This window comes from Chryseobacterium sp. FW101-FHT12H09 (genome assembly GCF_058790395.1).
In genome coordinates this window covers 169046-186225 of the sequence record NZ_JBYTCP010000002.1, presented here as the reverse complement: position 1 = coordinate 186225, position 17180 = coordinate 169046, and the positions used below count along the sequence as shown (strand labels likewise).

General features: G+C 35.5%; 11 protein-coding genes. 8 read left to right on the top strand and 3 right to left on the bottom strand.

All coding sequences use genetic code 11. The features are described 5' to 3' along the window. The first annotated feature begins 12 nt into the window (after positions 1-12). Entirely contained in the window at positions 13-1050 is a 1038-nt protein-coding gene (locus tag AC3WRL_RS06490) for an outer membrane beta-barrel protein (RefSeq protein WP_261510341.1), read from the top strand. A gap of 74 nt (positions 1051-1124) precedes the next feature. Here AC3WRL_RS06490 and fumC read toward each other — a convergent pair whose 3' ends face one another. Beyond that, a complete protein-coding gene (gene fumC / locus AC3WRL_RS06485) occupies positions 1125-2519 on the bottom strand; it encodes a class II fumarate hydratase (RefSeq protein WP_492329970.1) in 1395 nt (464 codons plus the stop codon). Between the two features lie 136 nt (positions 2520-2655). Here fumC and AC3WRL_RS06480 point away from each other — a divergent pair, with 136 nt between their 5' ends. After that, the gene (locus AC3WRL_RS06480) at positions 2656-4263 is read left to right on the top strand and encodes a fumarate hydratase (protein ID WP_261510339.1); all 1608 of its coding nucleotides are present in this window, start codon (positions 2656-2658) and stop codon (positions 4261-4263) included. 95 nt (positions 4264-4358) lie between these two features. Continuing rightward, positions 4359-4643 (top strand): hypothetical protein, encoded by a 285-nt coding sequence (locus AC3WRL_RS06475; protein ID WP_492329969.1) that lies wholly within the window; start codon positions 4359-4361, stop codon positions 4641-4643. A 98-nt stretch (positions 4644-4741) separates the two neighbouring features. Here AC3WRL_RS06475 and AC3WRL_RS06470 read toward each other — a convergent pair whose 3' ends face one another. Next, the gene (locus tag AC3WRL_RS06470; RefSeq protein ID WP_261510337.1) at positions 4742-5611 is read right to left on the bottom strand and encodes a helix-turn-helix domain-containing protein; all 870 of its coding nucleotides are present in this window, start codon (positions 5609-5611) and stop codon (positions 4742-4744) included. Between the two features lie 152 nt (positions 5612-5763). On the opposite strand from AC3WRL_RS06470, the gene AC3WRL_RS06465 reads away from it, so the two are divergent. After that, positions 5764-7827, top strand: coding sequence for a T9SS type A sorting domain-containing protein (locus AC3WRL_RS06465; RefSeq protein ID WP_492329968.1), 2064 nt, complete (start codon positions 5764-5766; stop codon positions 7825-7827). A 177-nt stretch (positions 7828-8004) separates the two neighbouring features. On the opposite strand, the gene AC3WRL_RS06460 is transcribed toward AC3WRL_RS06465, so the two are convergent. Continuing rightward, a complete protein-coding gene (locus AC3WRL_RS06460; RefSeq protein ID WP_261510335.1) occupies positions 8005-9045 on the bottom strand; it encodes an alpha/beta fold hydrolase in 1041 nt (346 codons plus the stop codon). A 332-nt stretch (positions 9046-9377) separates the two neighbouring features. Here AC3WRL_RS06460 and prfA point away from each other — a divergent pair, with 332 nt between their 5' ends. The 4 genes from prfA to AC3WRL_RS06440 all read left to right on the top strand — a co-directional run bounded on the left by prfA (position 9378) and on the right by AC3WRL_RS06440 (position 16769). After that, complete coding sequence (gene prfA / locus AC3WRL_RS06455) at positions 9378-10463, top strand: peptide chain release factor 1 (RefSeq protein ID WP_261510334.1); 1086 nt, start codon at positions 9378-9380, stop codon at positions 10461-10463. Between the two features lie 93 nt (positions 10464-10556). Next, entirely contained in the window at positions 10557-11228 is a 672-nt protein-coding gene (locus AC3WRL_RS06450) for a hypothetical protein (RefSeq protein ID WP_492329967.1), read from the top strand. A 93-nt stretch (positions 11229-11321) separates the two neighbouring features. Beyond that, positions 11322-13430, top strand: a complete 2109-nt coding sequence (locus AC3WRL_RS06445; protein WP_492329966.1) for a prolyl oligopeptidase family serine peptidase — start codon at positions 11322-11324, stop codon at positions 13428-13430. A gap of 306 nt (positions 13431-13736) precedes the next feature. After that, positions 13737-16769: a reprolysin-like metallopeptidase gene (locus AC3WRL_RS06440; protein WP_492329965.1), complete on the top strand. Its 3033-nt coding sequence runs from the start codon at positions 13737-13739 to the stop codon at positions 16767-16769. Positions 16770-17180: the final 411 nt, after the last annotated feature.

Here is a 17180-nt window from a genome sequence, read left to right as displayed (position 1 = left end):
AAAAATAATACTATGATCAAGAAATTTATCCTGATAGGATTCGTGTGCCTTTTTTCTGCCTCAGCATACGCACAAAAAACACCGACATTTAATTTCCCTTCAAAAGAGGAATCTGATGTAAGTCCTATGGTAAAGGAAAAGGTAGAAGAATATGCTACAAAGATTAATACAATTATTCAGGAAGAGAAAAAACTTATGGAAGCAGAACTTTTGGATCTTCAGACTAAAGGTTTAGATAAAGCTGAATTTAATAAACAGAAAGCTGAAATTGCAGATCGTTTTTCGGAAAAAATAGATCAGAGAATAGAAGACTTAGGTTTTGATCTGGATACAGTAGTTCAGAAACAGGTAAGATACTCTCTTCTAAATACTGATATTACGTCAAAGGAAGAGTTGAAGGCAAAGCTCTTGAAAAAGTTTCGTGCAACAAAAAATATTGGGGCTTATATTTCTTATGGAGCTATGGCGCTTACCAATAACCTTTCTGATAATGCCCTTGATAAAAATCTGGGTTATGCTAATAATCTTGAGTTTGGTTTGAAATTTAATTATCAGTTTGGCAGAACAAGTCCCTGGGGGCTTATCTCGGGAGTAGGATTTTCATGGAGAACTGTTCGTTTGGATCATAATATGGTTTTTGCAAAAGATACTAACGGGAATGTTCATGTAGAATCAGGTGGCGGAAATGTAGATAAAAGTAAACTTAGAACAGGTTATATTATTATTCCTCTTGGATTGCAATATAATTTTTCAAAACTGAAAAGTGCTGGAATGGATATTCAGTACAGAGATTATAATAAAGGATTCAAGGTTGGAGCTAATGTTTATGGAGGGGTAAGAATGTCCAGCAACAATATTGTCAAAGCAGATGATATCAATTCAAGAAATAGAGGGGATTACCAGGTAAATCCTTTTGTATATGGTGGACAGATTACACTTTCTTATAATGACTATAGTATTTTTGTGAAAAAAGATTTCAGTAACTTCTTTAAAGATGATACTTTCAAAAATGACAAAGCATTAATTATTGGCGTAGCCTTATGGTGGTAAAACACAATTATTTATTAAAAGACTCCGGAAATATTCCGGAGTCTTTTTAATATCTAACTTTTAAAAAATCTTAATTATTTTAAACTTCCTACCATATCTTCAGGTTTTACCCATTCGTCAAACTGTTCAGCAGTAAGTAATCCAAGATTTACCGCTTCTTCTTTTAAGGTTGTTCCATTTTTATGAGCTGTTTTAGCAATTTTAGCTGCATTTTCATAACCGATATGTGTATTTAACGCAGTAACAAGCATTAAAGATTTGTTTACCAATTCTTTTATTCTTTCATAATTAGGCTCAATTCCAATGGCACAATGGTCATTAAAAGATGTACATGCATCGGCGATAAGTTGTGCAGATTGCAAAAAGTTATAAGCCATTACCGGTTTGAAAACATTCAGTTCATAATTTCCCTGAGTTCCGGCAAATGAAATTGTAGTGTCATTTCCTAGAACCTGAGCACAAACCATTGTTAATGCTTCATTTTGGGTAGGATTTACTTTTCCCGGCATAATAGAAGATCCAGGTTCATTTTCAGGGATATGAATTTCACCAATTCCAGAACGGGGTCCAGAAGCCAATAACCTTATATCCTGAGCTATTTTAAATAATGAAACGGCCAATTGTTTTAATGCGCCATGAGATTCTACAATAGCATCATGAGCAGCAAGAGCTTCAAATTTATTTTCGGCAGTTATAAAAGGGTGATTGGTGAATTTCGCTATGTATTCTGCAACAGTTACGTCATATCCTTTTGGTGTGTTTAGCCCTGTTCCCACAGCTGTTCCCCCTAATGCTAATTCAGAAAGATGGGGAAGGGTGTTTCTTAAGGCTCTAAGACCAAATTCCAATTGAGCAACATATCCTGAGAATTCCTGTCCTAAAGTTAAAGGAGTAGCATCCATCAGATGGGTTCTTCCTATTTTTACAACATCCTTAAAAGCATTTGATTTTTCCGCTAACGTATTTTTTAGTTTTTCAACGGCAGGAATAGTTACTTCTACTACTTTTTTATAAGCAGCAATATGCATGGCAGTAGGATAAGTATCATTGGAAGACTGGGATTTATTGACATCATCGTTTGGATGAATTTCGGATTTGTCTCCTAAAGTTCCACCATTATTGACATGAGCTCTATTCGAAACGACCTCATTGATATTCATATTTGACTGTGTTCCGGAACCTGTTTGCCAGATAACCAATGGAAACTGGTCGTTTAATTTTCCCTCTAAGATCTCATCACAAACTTTAGCAATCATATCTCTTTTTTCAGAAGGAAGAGCTCCCAAATCGGTGTTTGCATAAGCCGCAGCTTTCTTTAAATAAGCAAAAGCTTCAATAATTTCATGTGGCATTGAACCTTCGGGACCGATCTTGAAATTATTCCTTGAACGTTCCGTTTGTGCACCCCAAAACTTATCAGCAGGAACCTGCACCTCACCCATGGTGTCTTTTTCTATTCTGTAATTCATTGTGATTGAAATTTTTATAAAGTTAATCATTAACTGGAAAATCCGCAATTTATAATCGTTATAAATATCAACGGATGTTGGTGATTTTACTCATGTTTTTTAGACTATGTTTATTTTTGCACAAAGAAAAAATTGAATGGAATTTAGATATCAGGATCCGTATCCTATTCAGAAAGATGATACGGTATATAAGAAACTTACGTCAGACTATGTAAAAGTTGAAAAACTTGGAGAAAGAGAGATTCTAACTGTTGATCCAAAAGGATTGGAGTTGTTGGCTGAAGAAGCAATGGCTGATGTTTCTTTTATGCTTCGTTCTTCTCATTTAGAAAGTCTTAGGAGAATTATCGATGATCCTGAAGCTACGGATAACGACCGGTTTGTTGCTTATAATTTACTGCAAAATGCAGCAGTAGCGGTAGAAGGAGCTCTCCCTTCTTGCCAGGATACAGGAACAGCTATCGTTATGGGTAAGAAGGGTGAAAATGTTTATACTGGCGTAGATGATGGAGAATATTTAAGCAAAGGAATTTATAATACATATCAGAAAAGAAACCTTAGATATTCTCAGATCGTTCCTTTAACGATGTTTGATGAAAAGAACTCCGGTTCAAACCTGCCTGCTCAGATTGATTTATATGCAAAGAAAGGAGACTCTTATGAATTTTTATTTCTAACCAAAGGCGGAGGTTCCGCTAATAAGACATTTTTATACCAAAAGACAAAATCTTTATTAAATGAAAAGTCTTTAGAGGAATTTATTAAAGAGAGAATTTCGGATCTAGGTACTGCTGCCTGTCCTCCTTATCACCTGGCTTTAGTTATTGGAGGGACTTCTGCGGAAGCTAATTTAGCGGCAGTGAAAAAGGCATCCGCAAAATATTACGATAATCTTCCAACCTCAGGAAATGAAGGTGGACAGGCTTTTAGAGATCTTGAATGGGAGGCTAAAGTTCAAAAAATGTGTCAGGAAAGTGCTATCGGAGCCCAGTTTGGAGGAAAGTATTTAACACATGATGTAAGAGTAATAAGATTACCCCGTCATGCAGCATCTTGTCCTGTAGGCATGGGAGTTTCTTGCTCAGCAGACAGAAATATCAAAGGTAAAATTACCAAAGAAGGAATCTTCCTTGAGCAGCTGGAAGAAAATCCAAAGAGATTTTTACCCGATACTGCTCCACATTTGGAAGAAGCTGTTGATATTGATTTGAATAAGCCAATGCCTGAAATTTTGGCTGAACTTTCTAAATATCCAATCAAAACCAGACTAAAACTGAATGGAACTTTGATCGTTGCGAGAGATATTGCTCATGCAAAAATTAAAGAACTGATCGACAGTGGTAAACCGATGCCGGAATATTTTAAAAACCACCCTGTCTATTATGCAGGCCCTGCAAAGACTCCGGAAGGAATGGCTTCTGGAAGTTTTGGACCGACTACAGCAGGAAGAATGGATGTTTATGTTGATGAATTCCAAAGCCATGGTGGAAGCATGATTATGTTGGCAAAAGGGAATAGAAGTAAAGATGTGACGAATGCTTGTAATAAGTATGGTGGATTCTATCTTGGTTCTATCGGAGGCCCCGCCGCAATTCTTGCGAAAGACAATATTCTGTCAGTTGATATTGTCGATTTTCCTGAGCTCGGAATGGAGGCTGTAAGAAAAATTGAGATCAAAGATTTCCCGGCATTTATCATTACAGATGATAAAGGGAATGATTTCTTTGCAGACCTTGCGCATTAATTAGTTTAAAATTAAAATAAATAATGAAAATAGAGCTTCTATCTTTTGTGTAAAAAATAAAAAAGTTCTATTTTTGCCTAAAATATATAAGAAAAATGATGTTATCAGCATTTTGGCCGTTTTATCAGTTCCTTTGGACAATCTATTTTATTACAATGTTCCTGGTAGGATTCTGGTGTATCTTTATGTTTTTTGGATTAGTAATCCCAATGTGGTTAAGTGAAGGTTTGATGGAATACTTCGGTAAAGTGAAGCCTTTTGATCCAGAAGATATTAGAAGAAAGAAAGTATATGAGCAAGAAGGAGTAACAGTGATCTTCAGCGAGCCTAAAGGTAACGGTCCTTTCTTACATGATAGTCACCACGGACATCATCATTAATTGATTTTGTCATTGCTTTTTCACCTTAATTCTGAAAAAGTAATATCAAAGCAAAACAACATATATAAACCACTTAATTTATTAGGTGGTTTTTTTATTTATTCATTTCTCAGTTTCTCCGGAGATAATCCGAATTTCTTTTTAAAAGCTCTTGTGAAATTCTGAACATATTCGTAACCACATTCAATGGCGATCTCTTTGATCATAATTTCCTTATTGATGATCATTTTTTTTGCCTTAAGCATTCTCAGTTCTGAAATATAATCTGTTATTGTGGTATGGTATTGTGCTTTAAACTCTTTCCGGATACTGTTCTGATTAATTCCAATCAGTTTTCCTATTTCTTCAACTTTAATATTTTTATGAAAATTTTCATCAACAAATTTCTTGATCATTGAAGCTGTTTTAGGTAGAATTTCATCCGTGGTTTTTTCATCAAACTGTTCGAAGATTAAAATGAGAAGTTTGATGATCTTAGCCTCAACAAGCAGTTTTTGCATCACCCCTTTTTTAGAATTACTAACAATCTCTTTCAAAATCATATGCATTTCAACAGTCATAGAAGGTGGAGTTTCTTTATGAAGGAAAATATAATTGTTATTCATCATGTTCTCCAGTATGTCAATGCTTTCCTTTGTAGATCCGGGATTTATTAAATTGAATATATATTGATAATTGACTTGAATTTGAAGATATTTCAAAATTTCGTGATTTTCTGTCCAAAGCTCGGCAGTACTTTCTTGGGGAGAATAGTGAAGAATGTATTGATTTTTTTTAAATAAAAAACTTGTGCCAGAGTCTTGAGCCTCCAAATGGATGTTGGGACTTAATAAAAAGATGAGATTAAAGCTTGATCTCTCTTCAATCATTCTTGATTTTGGAAATTTTTCGGAGCATAATTCTTCCTGCATTATTATTTTAATGTCCTCGGATCTGAATAATAATCCCTTTCTAGATTGGTCTTTCATGTGACAATCTTTTTACAATCATGGTACAATTTGAAGTTAAAGCAAAGGATCAGATAACAAAAAGTTTGAAAATGATAACTCAAGGTTAATAGAGTCCAGTACTTTTGCGCAAAGTTAAATTAAATTTAGAATAATTAAAAATAATATTCATTATGTTCAAAAATTTACATTTTGCGATGCGAAAATTGGGAGTAGGATTAGGGTTGCTCAGCATTGCCAGTAGTTTTTTATATGCCCAGCAGTGGGAGGATGTTGGCGGAATTCAAATTGTTTCAGCAGGAGGAAGTAGTAATAACAACTTGGTTGTAGATAATTCGGGAAAATATTATTTATCATACTATGATACTTCTGTGGGTAAAGGTTCTGTTCAGAAATTTGACGGAACAGCATGGTCTTATGTAGGTGGAGCTGCGGGAATTACAACAGGAACTGCTCTCTATAACTCATTGACTTTGGACAATGCAGGAAATCCTTATTATACTAATCAAATTGGTTATCCGGGGTCTGGATTGGAGGTCAGACAATTTACGGGAATAGCATGGGCACAATTGGCTAATGTAACATCAGGTCCGGTCAACTACCAGGCTTCTGCCGTTTCTCCTTCTGATGTTTTATTTACTTACAGCAATTATGATTCAGGAACGGTAAAACGTTATGTAAACGGAAGTTGGGAACAGGTCGGAAACTCAGGTTTTTCCGATGGAGCAGCCTTTGCTGAAATGGTGATTGGGACTAATGATAAGGTTTATACCTGTAATGTGGCAAATGGAGTAAACGTATATCAAAACTCTACTACAGCTACTGCTTCTGATAACTGGACTCTGGTCGGTGGAAGTATTGTTGATGCTTCTTCTTCGGGAGAACAATATTATTCTGATATTGCAATTGATGCTAATAACAATTTATATGTTGCTTATGTTTCAAATGTAGCTAACGGGAGAAAAGTGAACGTTAAAAAATTTAACGGAACGACCTGGGAGCAATTAGGGAACGCTTATTTTTCTTCTGGAGCAGTACAATACACTGCTGTAGCAGTGACCCCTACTGGTGATCCTTATGTTGTTGTAAGTCGTTGGGAAAATGACAACCAGTTAAGAAATACAGTTTATAAATTGGATGCTGCCACTCAGACATGGGGAAGTTTTGGAGGAGATTTTGTTTCCGACAACGCGGCAACTTATAATGATCTGGCTATAGATAAACTAAATAAATATCTTGTATTGGCTTATTCCCAAGATGGAACAAGAGTAAAAAGGATTTCAATTGCCAATTCAGCCCAAACTTGTACAAATACGGATCCCGGAAATAATCCTGGAGATATTGGTTGTGTTTCCTTTACTTATAAAGGACAACAGGTTTCTTATAATACAGTAAGAGGGAAAGATGGTAAGGTATGGCTTCAGCAAAATTTGGGAAGTACTCAAGTGGCAACATCAATGACGGATGAAGATTCTTATGGAGATTTATTCCAATGGGGAAGATGGGATGATGGCCATCAGAAAAGAAATTCATTAACGAGTGGACTTCCAACTCCAAATTCTCCGGACGGATTGACGGGGATAACATCATTTATTACCGGATCTTGGTGGTCAGCTAACTCTTTAACGGATCAATGGTCCGCGAATACTGTTGCTGGAGTAAACTCTACCAACGGATATGATCCTTGTAAGGTTATTGACCAAGATTGGAAAATGCCAACCCAGGCAGATTGGGCAGCTTTACAAAATGCTGAAGTAATCAATAACCCAACTACCGCATATAGTAGTACTCTAAAATTACCTGCAGCTGGGTACAGAGGATCGTCAGCGGGAGATTTTACATTTGTCGGACAAAGAGGTTATTATTGGAGTTCTACTCCGTCATCTTTCGGAGCTAAGTACTTCTACATTGGAACTACAATTGGAAATCCTAATGCCGGAGGACCTAGAGGTCAGGGGCAGTCTGTAAGATGTGTCAAAGAAGCATCTTCATTAAGCACCTCAGAGATCAGACTGAATACTTTGGGTGTTTATCCAAATCCTACAAATGGCATTCTTAATATCAAAACTGATTCTATAATAGAAAATGTACAGGTAACCAATGTTGTAGGACAAATAATAAATGTGCCATTCTTTAATAACCAAATTAATATGCATGGAGTTCCAAACGGAGTTTATATGGTGCAGTTAAAATTAAAGAATGGGCAAACATTCTTAAAAAAGATCATTAAAAATTAATGTTCGCATATTGATTGATTATTTGCAAAAGGCTTTAGAAAGAGCCTTTTGTTTTTTCAAATTTTGATATAGAGAAAAATAAAGATTGTTCATTTTTTAGTTAAATAAACCCACGGTGTATCCTATGTAGCACATCGTGGGTTTTGTTTTTTGATCATATTAAAATTGTCCCATGGATTATTTTGAATAACCATCAGCTTCAATAATTGCATCAGCGAATTCCCTTGGTGCTTCTTGTGGTACATTGTGACCGATCCCATTCAGGACCCTATGTGAATATTTACCAGTAAATTTATTAGCATAAGCTTTACCATCTGCAGCAGAACCATCAAAATCACTTGCTATGGTAATGGTAGGAACTTGAATAACAGGTCGCTTAGCAAGGCGGGTTTCAAGATCTTCATACTTGGGTTCTCCTTTGGCAAGGGAAAGTCTCCAGCGGTAGTTGTGGATTACAATTGCAGCATGATCAGGATTGTTGAAAGATTGAGCTGTCTGATCAAATGTAGTTGTATCAAAATTCCATTTAGGAGAAGCAAGTTTCCATATTAATTTGTTGAACTCATAAGTGTTTCCGGTGTAACCTTTCTCACCGCGTTCAGTAGAAAAATAATACTGATACCACCAACCATACTCAGCAGTAGGATTTAACGGATTTTTGTTCGCTTCAAGATTTGTAATTAAATAACCACTTACAGAAACCAATGCTTTTACGCGTTCAGGCCATAACGCTGCCATAATATCTGCTGTTCTTGCTCCCCAGTCAAATCCTCCCAAAACTGCTTTATCTATTTTCAGAGCATCCATCAATGCAATAATATCACTGGCAACGGCAGACTGTTGTCCATTTCTCATCGTATCCTCGGAAAGAAATCGGGTGGTTCCAAATCCTCTTAGATAAGGAGTGATGACTCTGTATCCCTTTGATACCAATATAGGAACTACTTCGTTATAACTATGAATATCATATGGCCATCCATGAAGTAAAATGACAGGAGTCCCATCAGCTGGTCCAGCTTCTGCATATCCAATACTAAGGACACCGGCATTAATTTGTTTTAATGCCCCTAAGCTTTCCAGAGCTTGATTGTCAGTAGGTATTTTTTTTACTTTCTGTTGGGCATTTGCCAGTCCAATATTGAAAAGCACCAGGAGGACTGCACTTATGGCAAATTTTTCAATGATATACTGAAACTTAAATGTTGTTTTTTGAAACATAGCTTTAGGTTTTTAAATTGTTTTGAAATCACTTTAATTTCTGGTCAAAAGTAGTAAGGTAGCTTAAGTAAGGCAATCACTAAAAGTGTGAGCAAGACAATATTGACCTTGAACCTGACATTTTTAAACCTGAAGGATCTCGCTTTTAAAGAAAGAGGCTTACCTTATAAATTTGAAATCTAATACAAAGAGTAGGTGGTAATACTAAACATGAAATTATTGCTTTTAGAGGTATTCTCTTTTCTTAGACCGAAGACTTTCTAAATCAGAAAACTAAAGGACTTTTAAATTGAATTAATAATTCATATCTTTGCAGCCACAAAATTTCTACAATGTCTAAGTCATTAATTCCAAAATTAGAAGCTATTAAACAAAGATATAATGAGGTTGCAGACCTTATTATACAGCCTGATGTCATTTCAGATCAGAAAAAATATTCTTCATTGAACAAAGAGTATAGTGATTTAGGTAAAATTGTTAAAGTTTATGATCAGTATAAAGGGGCTTTAGACAATATTGCAGAATCTGAAGAAATTATTGCTGATGGTTCAGACAAAGACTTGGTAGATCTGGCGAAGGAAGAAAAAATGGAGGCTCAGGCTAAACTTCCAGGATTGGAAGAAGAGCTAAAAGTTTTACTGATTCCTAAAGATCCTGCAGATGATAAAAACATCATTGTAGAATTACGTGCCGGAACCGGAGGTGATGAAGCAGCAATTTTTGTAGAAGATATTTATAGAATGTATTCTATGTATTTCAAAACGAAAGGCTGGAAACATGAAGTAACAGATTCTAATGAAGCGGCGAAAGGGTACAAAGAACTGATCATGAAAGTGGAGGGTGAAGGTGTTTATGGAATCATGAAATTCGAATCCGGAGTTCACCGTGTTCAGCGTGTTCCTGAAACTGAATCTCAAGGTAGAGTTCATACTTCCGCGATCACTATTGCTGTTTTACCAGAAGCAGAAGAGGTAGATTTCGAACTTAATCCTGCAGATATCGAAATGCAGACTTCACGTTCAGGAGGAGCCGGAGGTCAGAATGTAAACAAGGTTGAAACTAAAGTTCAGCTTACTCACAAGCCTTCAGGTATGGTAGTTGTCTGTCAACAGGCACGTTCTCAGTTGGCTAACCGTGAATTGGCAATGGAAATGCTTAGAACGAAATTATACGATATCGAATTACAGAAAGTTCAGGGTGACATTGCAGCACAACGTAAATCAATGGTTTCTACCGGTGACCGTTCTGCAAAGATTAAAACATACAACTACCCGCAAGGTAGAGTTACAGACCATAGAATCAATAAATCAATGTACAATCTTGATGCTTATATGAACGGGGATATTTCTGAAATGATTGATGCTGTTATCATGGCAGAAAACGCAGAAAAAATGAAAGGCGAAGAAGATAATTACTAAAGCTTTTAAAAAATAAAAAGTAAAGCCTCTGATTTTTCGGGGGCTTTCTTATTTCAAATTATTAATTTAGATGCATTAAATCCAGAGTTGACTATGAAAAATTATAAAGTTTTTTTCTTTTTAATATTAACATTGTTTTTACAGATTGTAAAAGCCCAGGAAGTTAAAAAGCCAGCAGAAGTTTTTGGCCTTTACTTTGACACTTTTCTCAGGTATAATAATGAGGGAGTTGCAAAACTTAATGATTATTTAAGACCAACAGTAGAAGGTAAAGATTCTTATCAGGCTAATATAAAGGAGATTTCAGAAGGAGTGATAAAAACTAGTGCTGAGAATTTCTTGTTGCCGTATCCAAAAAATGTGGCGATTGCATGTAAAAAAGAAAGTGAAGATTATTTCAAGGTATTATATGAAAACTTCCAGAATGCAAAGATGTCAGTTAAAAAAGTAGAACTGGTACAAAATGAGTATGTTCCGGATCAGAAAATTGCCAGAATTCAGTATTCGGTAACTTTTAAGGTTCCATCAAAAATATCTGAAATTATTATTCCCGATTCTGATAAGGTAAAACCTGAAGAGCTGAAAGCTTTTTTAACAGATATTATAGAAAAATTTAAAAATGCGGATAAAATAGTAACAACGGAACAGGAATTTAGTCTGTACGAGCTTAAACATAATGGGAAGATCTATTATTGGAATGGGAGCCCGGACCAAATTGTTTCAACACTTACAGATTTTTATTTTGAAAGTTTTGGAGTTAAATAATATTCTGTAAAGCTCTTGTTTAAATAGAACCTTCGATTGTTGGAGGTTTTTTTTATTAAATGAGATTATGTATTTTTGATAAAATCCTTCAAAATGAATTTTAAACCTATCTTATTAACGGCTGGAGTTTTATTTTCAGCATCTTTTTATTCACAAAAAATGACTTATCCTAAAGCATTAAAAGGTACTCAAACTGATACATACTTCGGAACTGCTGTGGCAGATCCATATAGAGATTTAGAGAATGATTCGGAGCCTACGAAAAAATGGGTGGATGAAGAAGTGGCTTTCAGCCAGAATTATCTTTCAAAAATACCTTTCAGAGAAAAGATTAAGAGTCAACTAAGGGATATCTGGAATTATGAGAAAATTTCAGCACCTTTCAAGGAAGGAGATTATACATATTATTCTAAAAATGATGGATTGCAGGCACAATCTGTTTTATATAGAACGAACAATGCGACAAAAGCGACAGAAGTATTTCTGGATCCTAATAAATTTTCAGAAAAAGGAACGACTTCACTTTCGCAGCTATCATTCAATAAAAAGGGGAATTTAGCAGCCTATTCTATTTCTGAGGGTGGAAGTGACTGGAATAAAATTATCATCATCGACGCGATTACCAAAAAGCAGATTGATGAAACACTGGTAGATGTGAAATTCAGTGGAATTTCATGGCAGGGAGATGAAGGTTTCTATTATTCCAGCTACGATAAACCAAAAGAAGGGACTGTGCTTTCAGGAATGACAGATAAGCATAAAGTGTTTTTCCACAAACTAGGAACAAAGCAATCTTCAGATCAATTAATATTTGGTGGTGATAAAACACCAAGAAGATACTTGGGAGCTGGAGTTTCTGAAGATCAAAGATATCTTATTATTTCTGCTGCTAATGCTACAAATGGGAATGAATTATATATAAAAGATTTAAAGAATGGCGGCGACTTTGTACAAATTAACACCGGATTTGATATTAATGCTAGTATTGTAGATACTGAAGGTGATGATCTGTTTATTGCTACAGATAAAGATGCTCCGAATATGCGTTTGGTAAAAACAAACATCAGAAATCCTTCTCCGGATAATTGGAAAGATGTAATTCCTCAGACTGAAAATGTGTTAGGAATTTCTACGGGTGGTGGATACTTCTTTGCAACCTATATGGTTGATGCTGTTGATCAGGTAAAGCAATATGATAAAACGGGTAAATTAGTTAGAGAGATTTCACTTCCGGGAAAAGGAAATGTTTCAGGCTTCGGAGGTAAAGAAAAAGAAAAAGAGCTTTATTTTTCTTTTACCAATTACATTACCCCTGGAACGACCTATAAATTCAATGCAGATTCTGGTAAATCGGAGGTTTACGAAAAACCAAAAGTGAAGTTTAACCCGGAAGATTATATTTCAGAGCAGGTATTTTATACATCAAAGGATGGAACAAAAATCCCGATGATGATCAATTATAAAAAAGGAACAAAGCTGGATGGTAAAAATCCCACGATTCTTTACTCTTATGGAGGTTTTAATATTAGTTTGCAGCCTTCATTTTCAGTCGTAAATGCGATTTGGATGGAAAATGGTGGTATTTATGCTGTTCCAAACATTCGTGGTGGTGGTGAGTATGGAAAGAAATGGCACGATGCAGGAACTAAAATGCAAAAGAAAAATGTTTTTGAAGATTTTATTGCTGCAGGAGAATATCTTCAAAGTAAGAAATATACTTCAAAAGAATATATGGCACTTTCTGGAAGATCAAATGGTGGATTATTGGTTGGAGCCACAATGACCATGAGACCGGATCTTGCAAAAGTTGCGTTTCCGGGAGTTGGAGTACTTGATATGTTGAGGTATAATAAATTTACAGCTGGAGCGGGATGGTCTTACGATTATGGAACAGCAGAAGACAACAAAGAAATGTTTGATTATTTAAAGTCCTACTCACCTGTTCATAATGTAAAAGCAGGAACATGCTATCCCTCAACAATGATTATTACAAGTGATCACGACGACAGGGTAGTTCCGGCGCATTCATTTAAATTTGGAGCAGAACTTCAGGAAAAACAAGCATGTAAAAATCCTGTATTATTAAGGATAGAAAAAAATGCAGGCCACGGAGCTGGTAGATCCACGGAACAGGTTATAGGTGAAAATGCAGATTTAATTTCTTTTGCTCTTTTTGAAATGGGGATTAAAAATATTAATTAATTATTAATATATATTTATTAAGACGGCTAATTTAAAAATTGGCCGTCTTTTTTATTATATGCATTATATTTTTGTTGTTTTGGTTATAATGTGATAATAGTTCACTATGAAGTATTTCTTATGTATTTCTTTATCTATAAGGATATTATTAAAATTATAAAACTAAAACATAAAAGCGGATATTTCATTGAAATGACTGATTTGATAAAAAATAGTCATTTTTTTTAATTGTTGTATGTTGGAAATTGTTACTTTTGTTGGTAACGTTTTTAATTTATTAATTTTAAATATGACATTATTGAATTTATGAAAAAGAAAATTTTACTCATTTGTGTATTGGCTGCTGGTTTTACTGGAGCTTATGCACAGAGATGGGAACCTGCTTCAAAGGTTTCCCCAACGAGAAAAGAGGTAGATGTTAAATATGCTTACAGAGTAGATTTAGCGTCACTTAGGAATCTTTTAAAAGATGCCGTAGAAACGGGGAATGGTGCGAAACCTGTAGTTATTTCTTTGCCAACCGTAGATGGTAAGATTGAAAAATTTGCGGTTTATAATAATCCCGTTATGGAAAAGTCTCTGGCAGACAGATACCAGTTGGGGTCTTATGTTGGGGTAGGAATTGATGATCCTTCAAAATATCTTAGATTTAGTACTTCTCCTACCGAGATGCAGTCTATGATCATTAAAGACGGGCAATATCAGTTTATAGAACCGGTAACTGCTGATAAGCAGACTTATGGTGTGTTCTATAAAACAAAGAGAACAAGTGGGGGACACGGTTTTGACTGTTCAACAGAGGAAAAAGATCTTAAAGATATACAGTCTTTATTGCAAAACGGAAAAAAAAATCTTTCTAGTGTAGGAATTACCAGCAGACCATCAAGTACAAAGTACAGAACCTATAAGTTAGCATTATCTGTTACAGGAGAATATACTCAGCATTTTGGTGGTACCGTGGCCGGTGCTGTAACGCAAATGAATGCAACAATGACCCGTGTAAACGGAGTATTTGAAAAAGATTTTGGAGTTAAATTAATAGTTCAGGACTTACCGGGAATTATTTATACAAATGCTGCTACGGATCCTTATTCTATTGCTGATGATATGGGAAATTGGAATTTAGAGTTACAAAATACTTTGACTGCCAATGTTGGGAACGCTGCTTATGATATTGGTCATTTGTTTGGAGCTACAGGAGGTGGCGGTAACGCAGGATGCATTGGATGTATCTGTGTGAATCCTACAGCTGCAGATCCTGAAGGAAAAGGATCCGGATATACTTCTCCTGCTGATGGAAATCCAAACGGTGATACTTTTGATATCGATTATGTAGCTCATGAAATGGGGCATCAGATAGGAGGTAATCACACCTATTCTATGAGTACTGAGAGTTCAGGGGTGAATATAGAACCCGGTGGAGGAACAACCATTATGGGATATGCAGGAATTACACAGGATAACGTACAGTTGAATTCTGATGCTTATTTCCATTATGCTTCAATTAATCAGATCCTAACTAATCTTGAGAGTAAACCAGCGGCTTGTGGGGTGTCTCAGGATATTACGACCAACACTCCGCCTGTAATTGCTCCTCTTACGGCATATAGCATTCCTAAAGGAACACCTTATTATCTTGATGCTACGGCGACAGATGCTCAGAGTGATCCTTTAAATTATACCTGGGAACAGTATGACAGTGTTGATAGCTTTGCTTCAATTTCTGGAGACAGCGGATGGGGATATAATACTAAGGGATCTTTAGCAAGATCTTTCTTTGGAACAGCAAGTGGAAGAAGATATTTCCCAAGTATGCCTTTAGTAATGAATGGAGTTCTTACTAATAAAGCTACATGGGAAACAGTTCCTTATGTACCTAGAACATTACATTATGCGGTAACAGTAAGAGATGAGAATAATGCAAGACCAATGTTGTCTTCTTCTGAAACTACTGTGACTGTTGGAAATGACGGACCATTTAAATTCAATGGCCTTACCGCTTCTTCGGTATTGTATAATAATGCAACAAATACCATTCAGTGGGAAGTAGCTAATACAAACGCAGCTCCATATAATGTTACGAATGTCAAAATAGACTATACAACAAACAACGGAACGACATGGACGGACTTGGTAGCTTCTGCTCCTAATACAGGTAGTTATTCTGCGCAAATGCCAAGTAGCTTGACAGGTACTGTTAAATTCAGGATATCTGCAGTTGGAAACATCTTCTATGCAGTATCTCCTCAGGTTACTATAGGAACAGCTCCAACATCAACAACGAATGCTCCAACAGGAGTTGCAACTATTGATACAGAAGTTTTCAAAACAACAGCAAGAGTAGATTGGAACAGTGTGCCTGGTGCTACTTATTCAGTCAATTACAGAAAAGCAGGGACTACAAACTGGTCCAATGCAACAAGTCCAGTAAATTCAGTAGTTCTTAATAACCTTGAAGATGAAACAAATTACGAAGTGCAGGTTGCTGCTGTAGTGAATTCTGTTCCGGGGACATTCTCCAGTAACTATACTTTCAAAACGAAAGGACTGAAGACTGGAGTTGACTACTGCTTAATGACGACAGGAGGAAATAATATGCTTAGTACATTTTATAGTGCACTTCTATCAATGTCTTTATCTAACTTGACGCATTCTGAGGGTGGTACGTTGCCAGATATCTCTAAGACTTATAAAGATTATAGTGAGGATCCTACTAAACTGATCAATTTAACAAAAGGGACTCAGTATACACTATCTTATTCAGATTATGCAAACAGAGCAGGTGGTCAATATAATGACTGGTTCCAGGTTTGGATCGATTATAACAGAAATGGTGTTTTTGAACCATCAGAATTGATAGGAGCAAAAAATGCTATTCCTAATGCTAATGCAAGACACACAGGAACAGTAGTATTTACAGTACCTGCAACGGCATATTCCGGAGATAAAACTTTAAGAATGAGAGTCGCAAGTACTTTCTTTAATGCAGTGAGCGATCCATGTGGTAGCCCATCTGTTCCAGCAGGAGGAGGTCAGTTTGTTTCAGCAGGTTCTTTCAGAGATTTCCCTGTGAAAATTACCGGAGCTTTAGCTGTAGATGAAGTAAAAGGAACAAACTCTGAAATCGAAATTTATCCAAATCCGGCTGATACTTTTGTAGAGGTTAAAAATCTGAAAGGAAAAGCTGATTACAAGATTTACAGTGCTGAAGGAAGACTGGTACAAAGTGGTAAACTGGATGGTCAGAGAATTAATGTTGCTTCATTAATAAAAGGAATGTATGTCATTACTATTACAAGTGAAAGCAAAACATATAATACGAAGTTAATTAAGAAATAAGGCTAAACTTATTATATTGTATTGATCAAGCCGGACAATTGTCCGGCTTTTTTCATGTATGTCTGAATTTCAGTAAATCCCTGGAAAAGCTTAAATTTTATAAATAATAGGATGGGTATTAGATTGTAATATAAATATAAATTTACCTGTTAATCTTTTAAAAAATAGAGTATTTTGATTAGTGGATAGGGTTTTTATAGTTAAAATTATTGTTTCTTAAGACTGTGATTTTGCTTCTTATGTGTATTTATTTCATTAATTTTAGAATTAATATTAAAAAAATTAATCACAAACGATAAAGTTATGCTGATTTGCTGTTTTAGCTGAATTTTTGCTATTTATTTATGTAATTCTTTTCATTAGTTTTTATTTTTGCTTAAATACTTAATGTTTTATTGAAATAAATGTAAT

Bases quoted from the DNA above. Each gene is read 5' to 3' on its own strand.
- AC3WRL_RS06460 (WP_261510335.1), bottom strand. From the start codon at position 9,045: ATGTTTCAAAAAACAACATTTAAGTTTCAGTATATCATTGAAAAATTT.
- AC3WRL_RS06480 (WP_261510339.1), top strand. From the start codon at position 2,656: ATGGAATTTAGATATCAGGATCCGTATCCTATTCAGAAAGATGATACG.
- prfA (WP_261510334.1), top strand. From the start codon at position 9,378: ATGTCTAAGTCATTAATTCCAAAATTAGAAGCTATTAAACAAAGATAT.
- fumC (WP_492329970.1), bottom strand. From the start codon at position 2,519: ATGAATTACAGAATAGAAAAAGACACCATGGGTGAGGTGCAGGTTCCT.
- AC3WRL_RS06470 (WP_261510337.1), bottom strand. From the start codon at position 5,611: ATGAAAGACCAATCTAGAAAGGGATTATTATTCAGATCCGAGGACATT.
- AC3WRL_RS06475 (WP_492329969.1), top strand. From the start codon at position 4,359: ATGATGTTATCAGCATTTTGGCCGTTTTATCAGTTCCTTTGGACAATC.
- AC3WRL_RS06450 (WP_492329967.1), top strand. From the start codon at position 10,557: ATGAAAAATTATAAAGTTTTTTTCTTTTTAATATTAACATTGTTTTTA.
- AC3WRL_RS06465 (WP_492329968.1), top strand. From the start codon at position 5,764: ATGTTCAAAAATTTACATTTTGCGATGCGAAAATTGGGAGTAGGATTA.
- AC3WRL_RS06490 (WP_261510341.1), top strand. From the start codon at position 13: ATGATCAAGAAATTTATCCTGATAGGATTCGTGTGCCTTTTTTCTGCC.
- AC3WRL_RS06445 (WP_492329966.1), top strand. From the start codon at position 11,322: ATGAATTTTAAACCTATCTTATTAACGGCTGGAGTTTTATTTTCAGCA.
- AC3WRL_RS06440 (WP_492329965.1), top strand. From the start codon at position 13,737: ATGAAAAAGAAAATTTTACTCATTTGTGTATTGGCTGCTGGTTTTACT.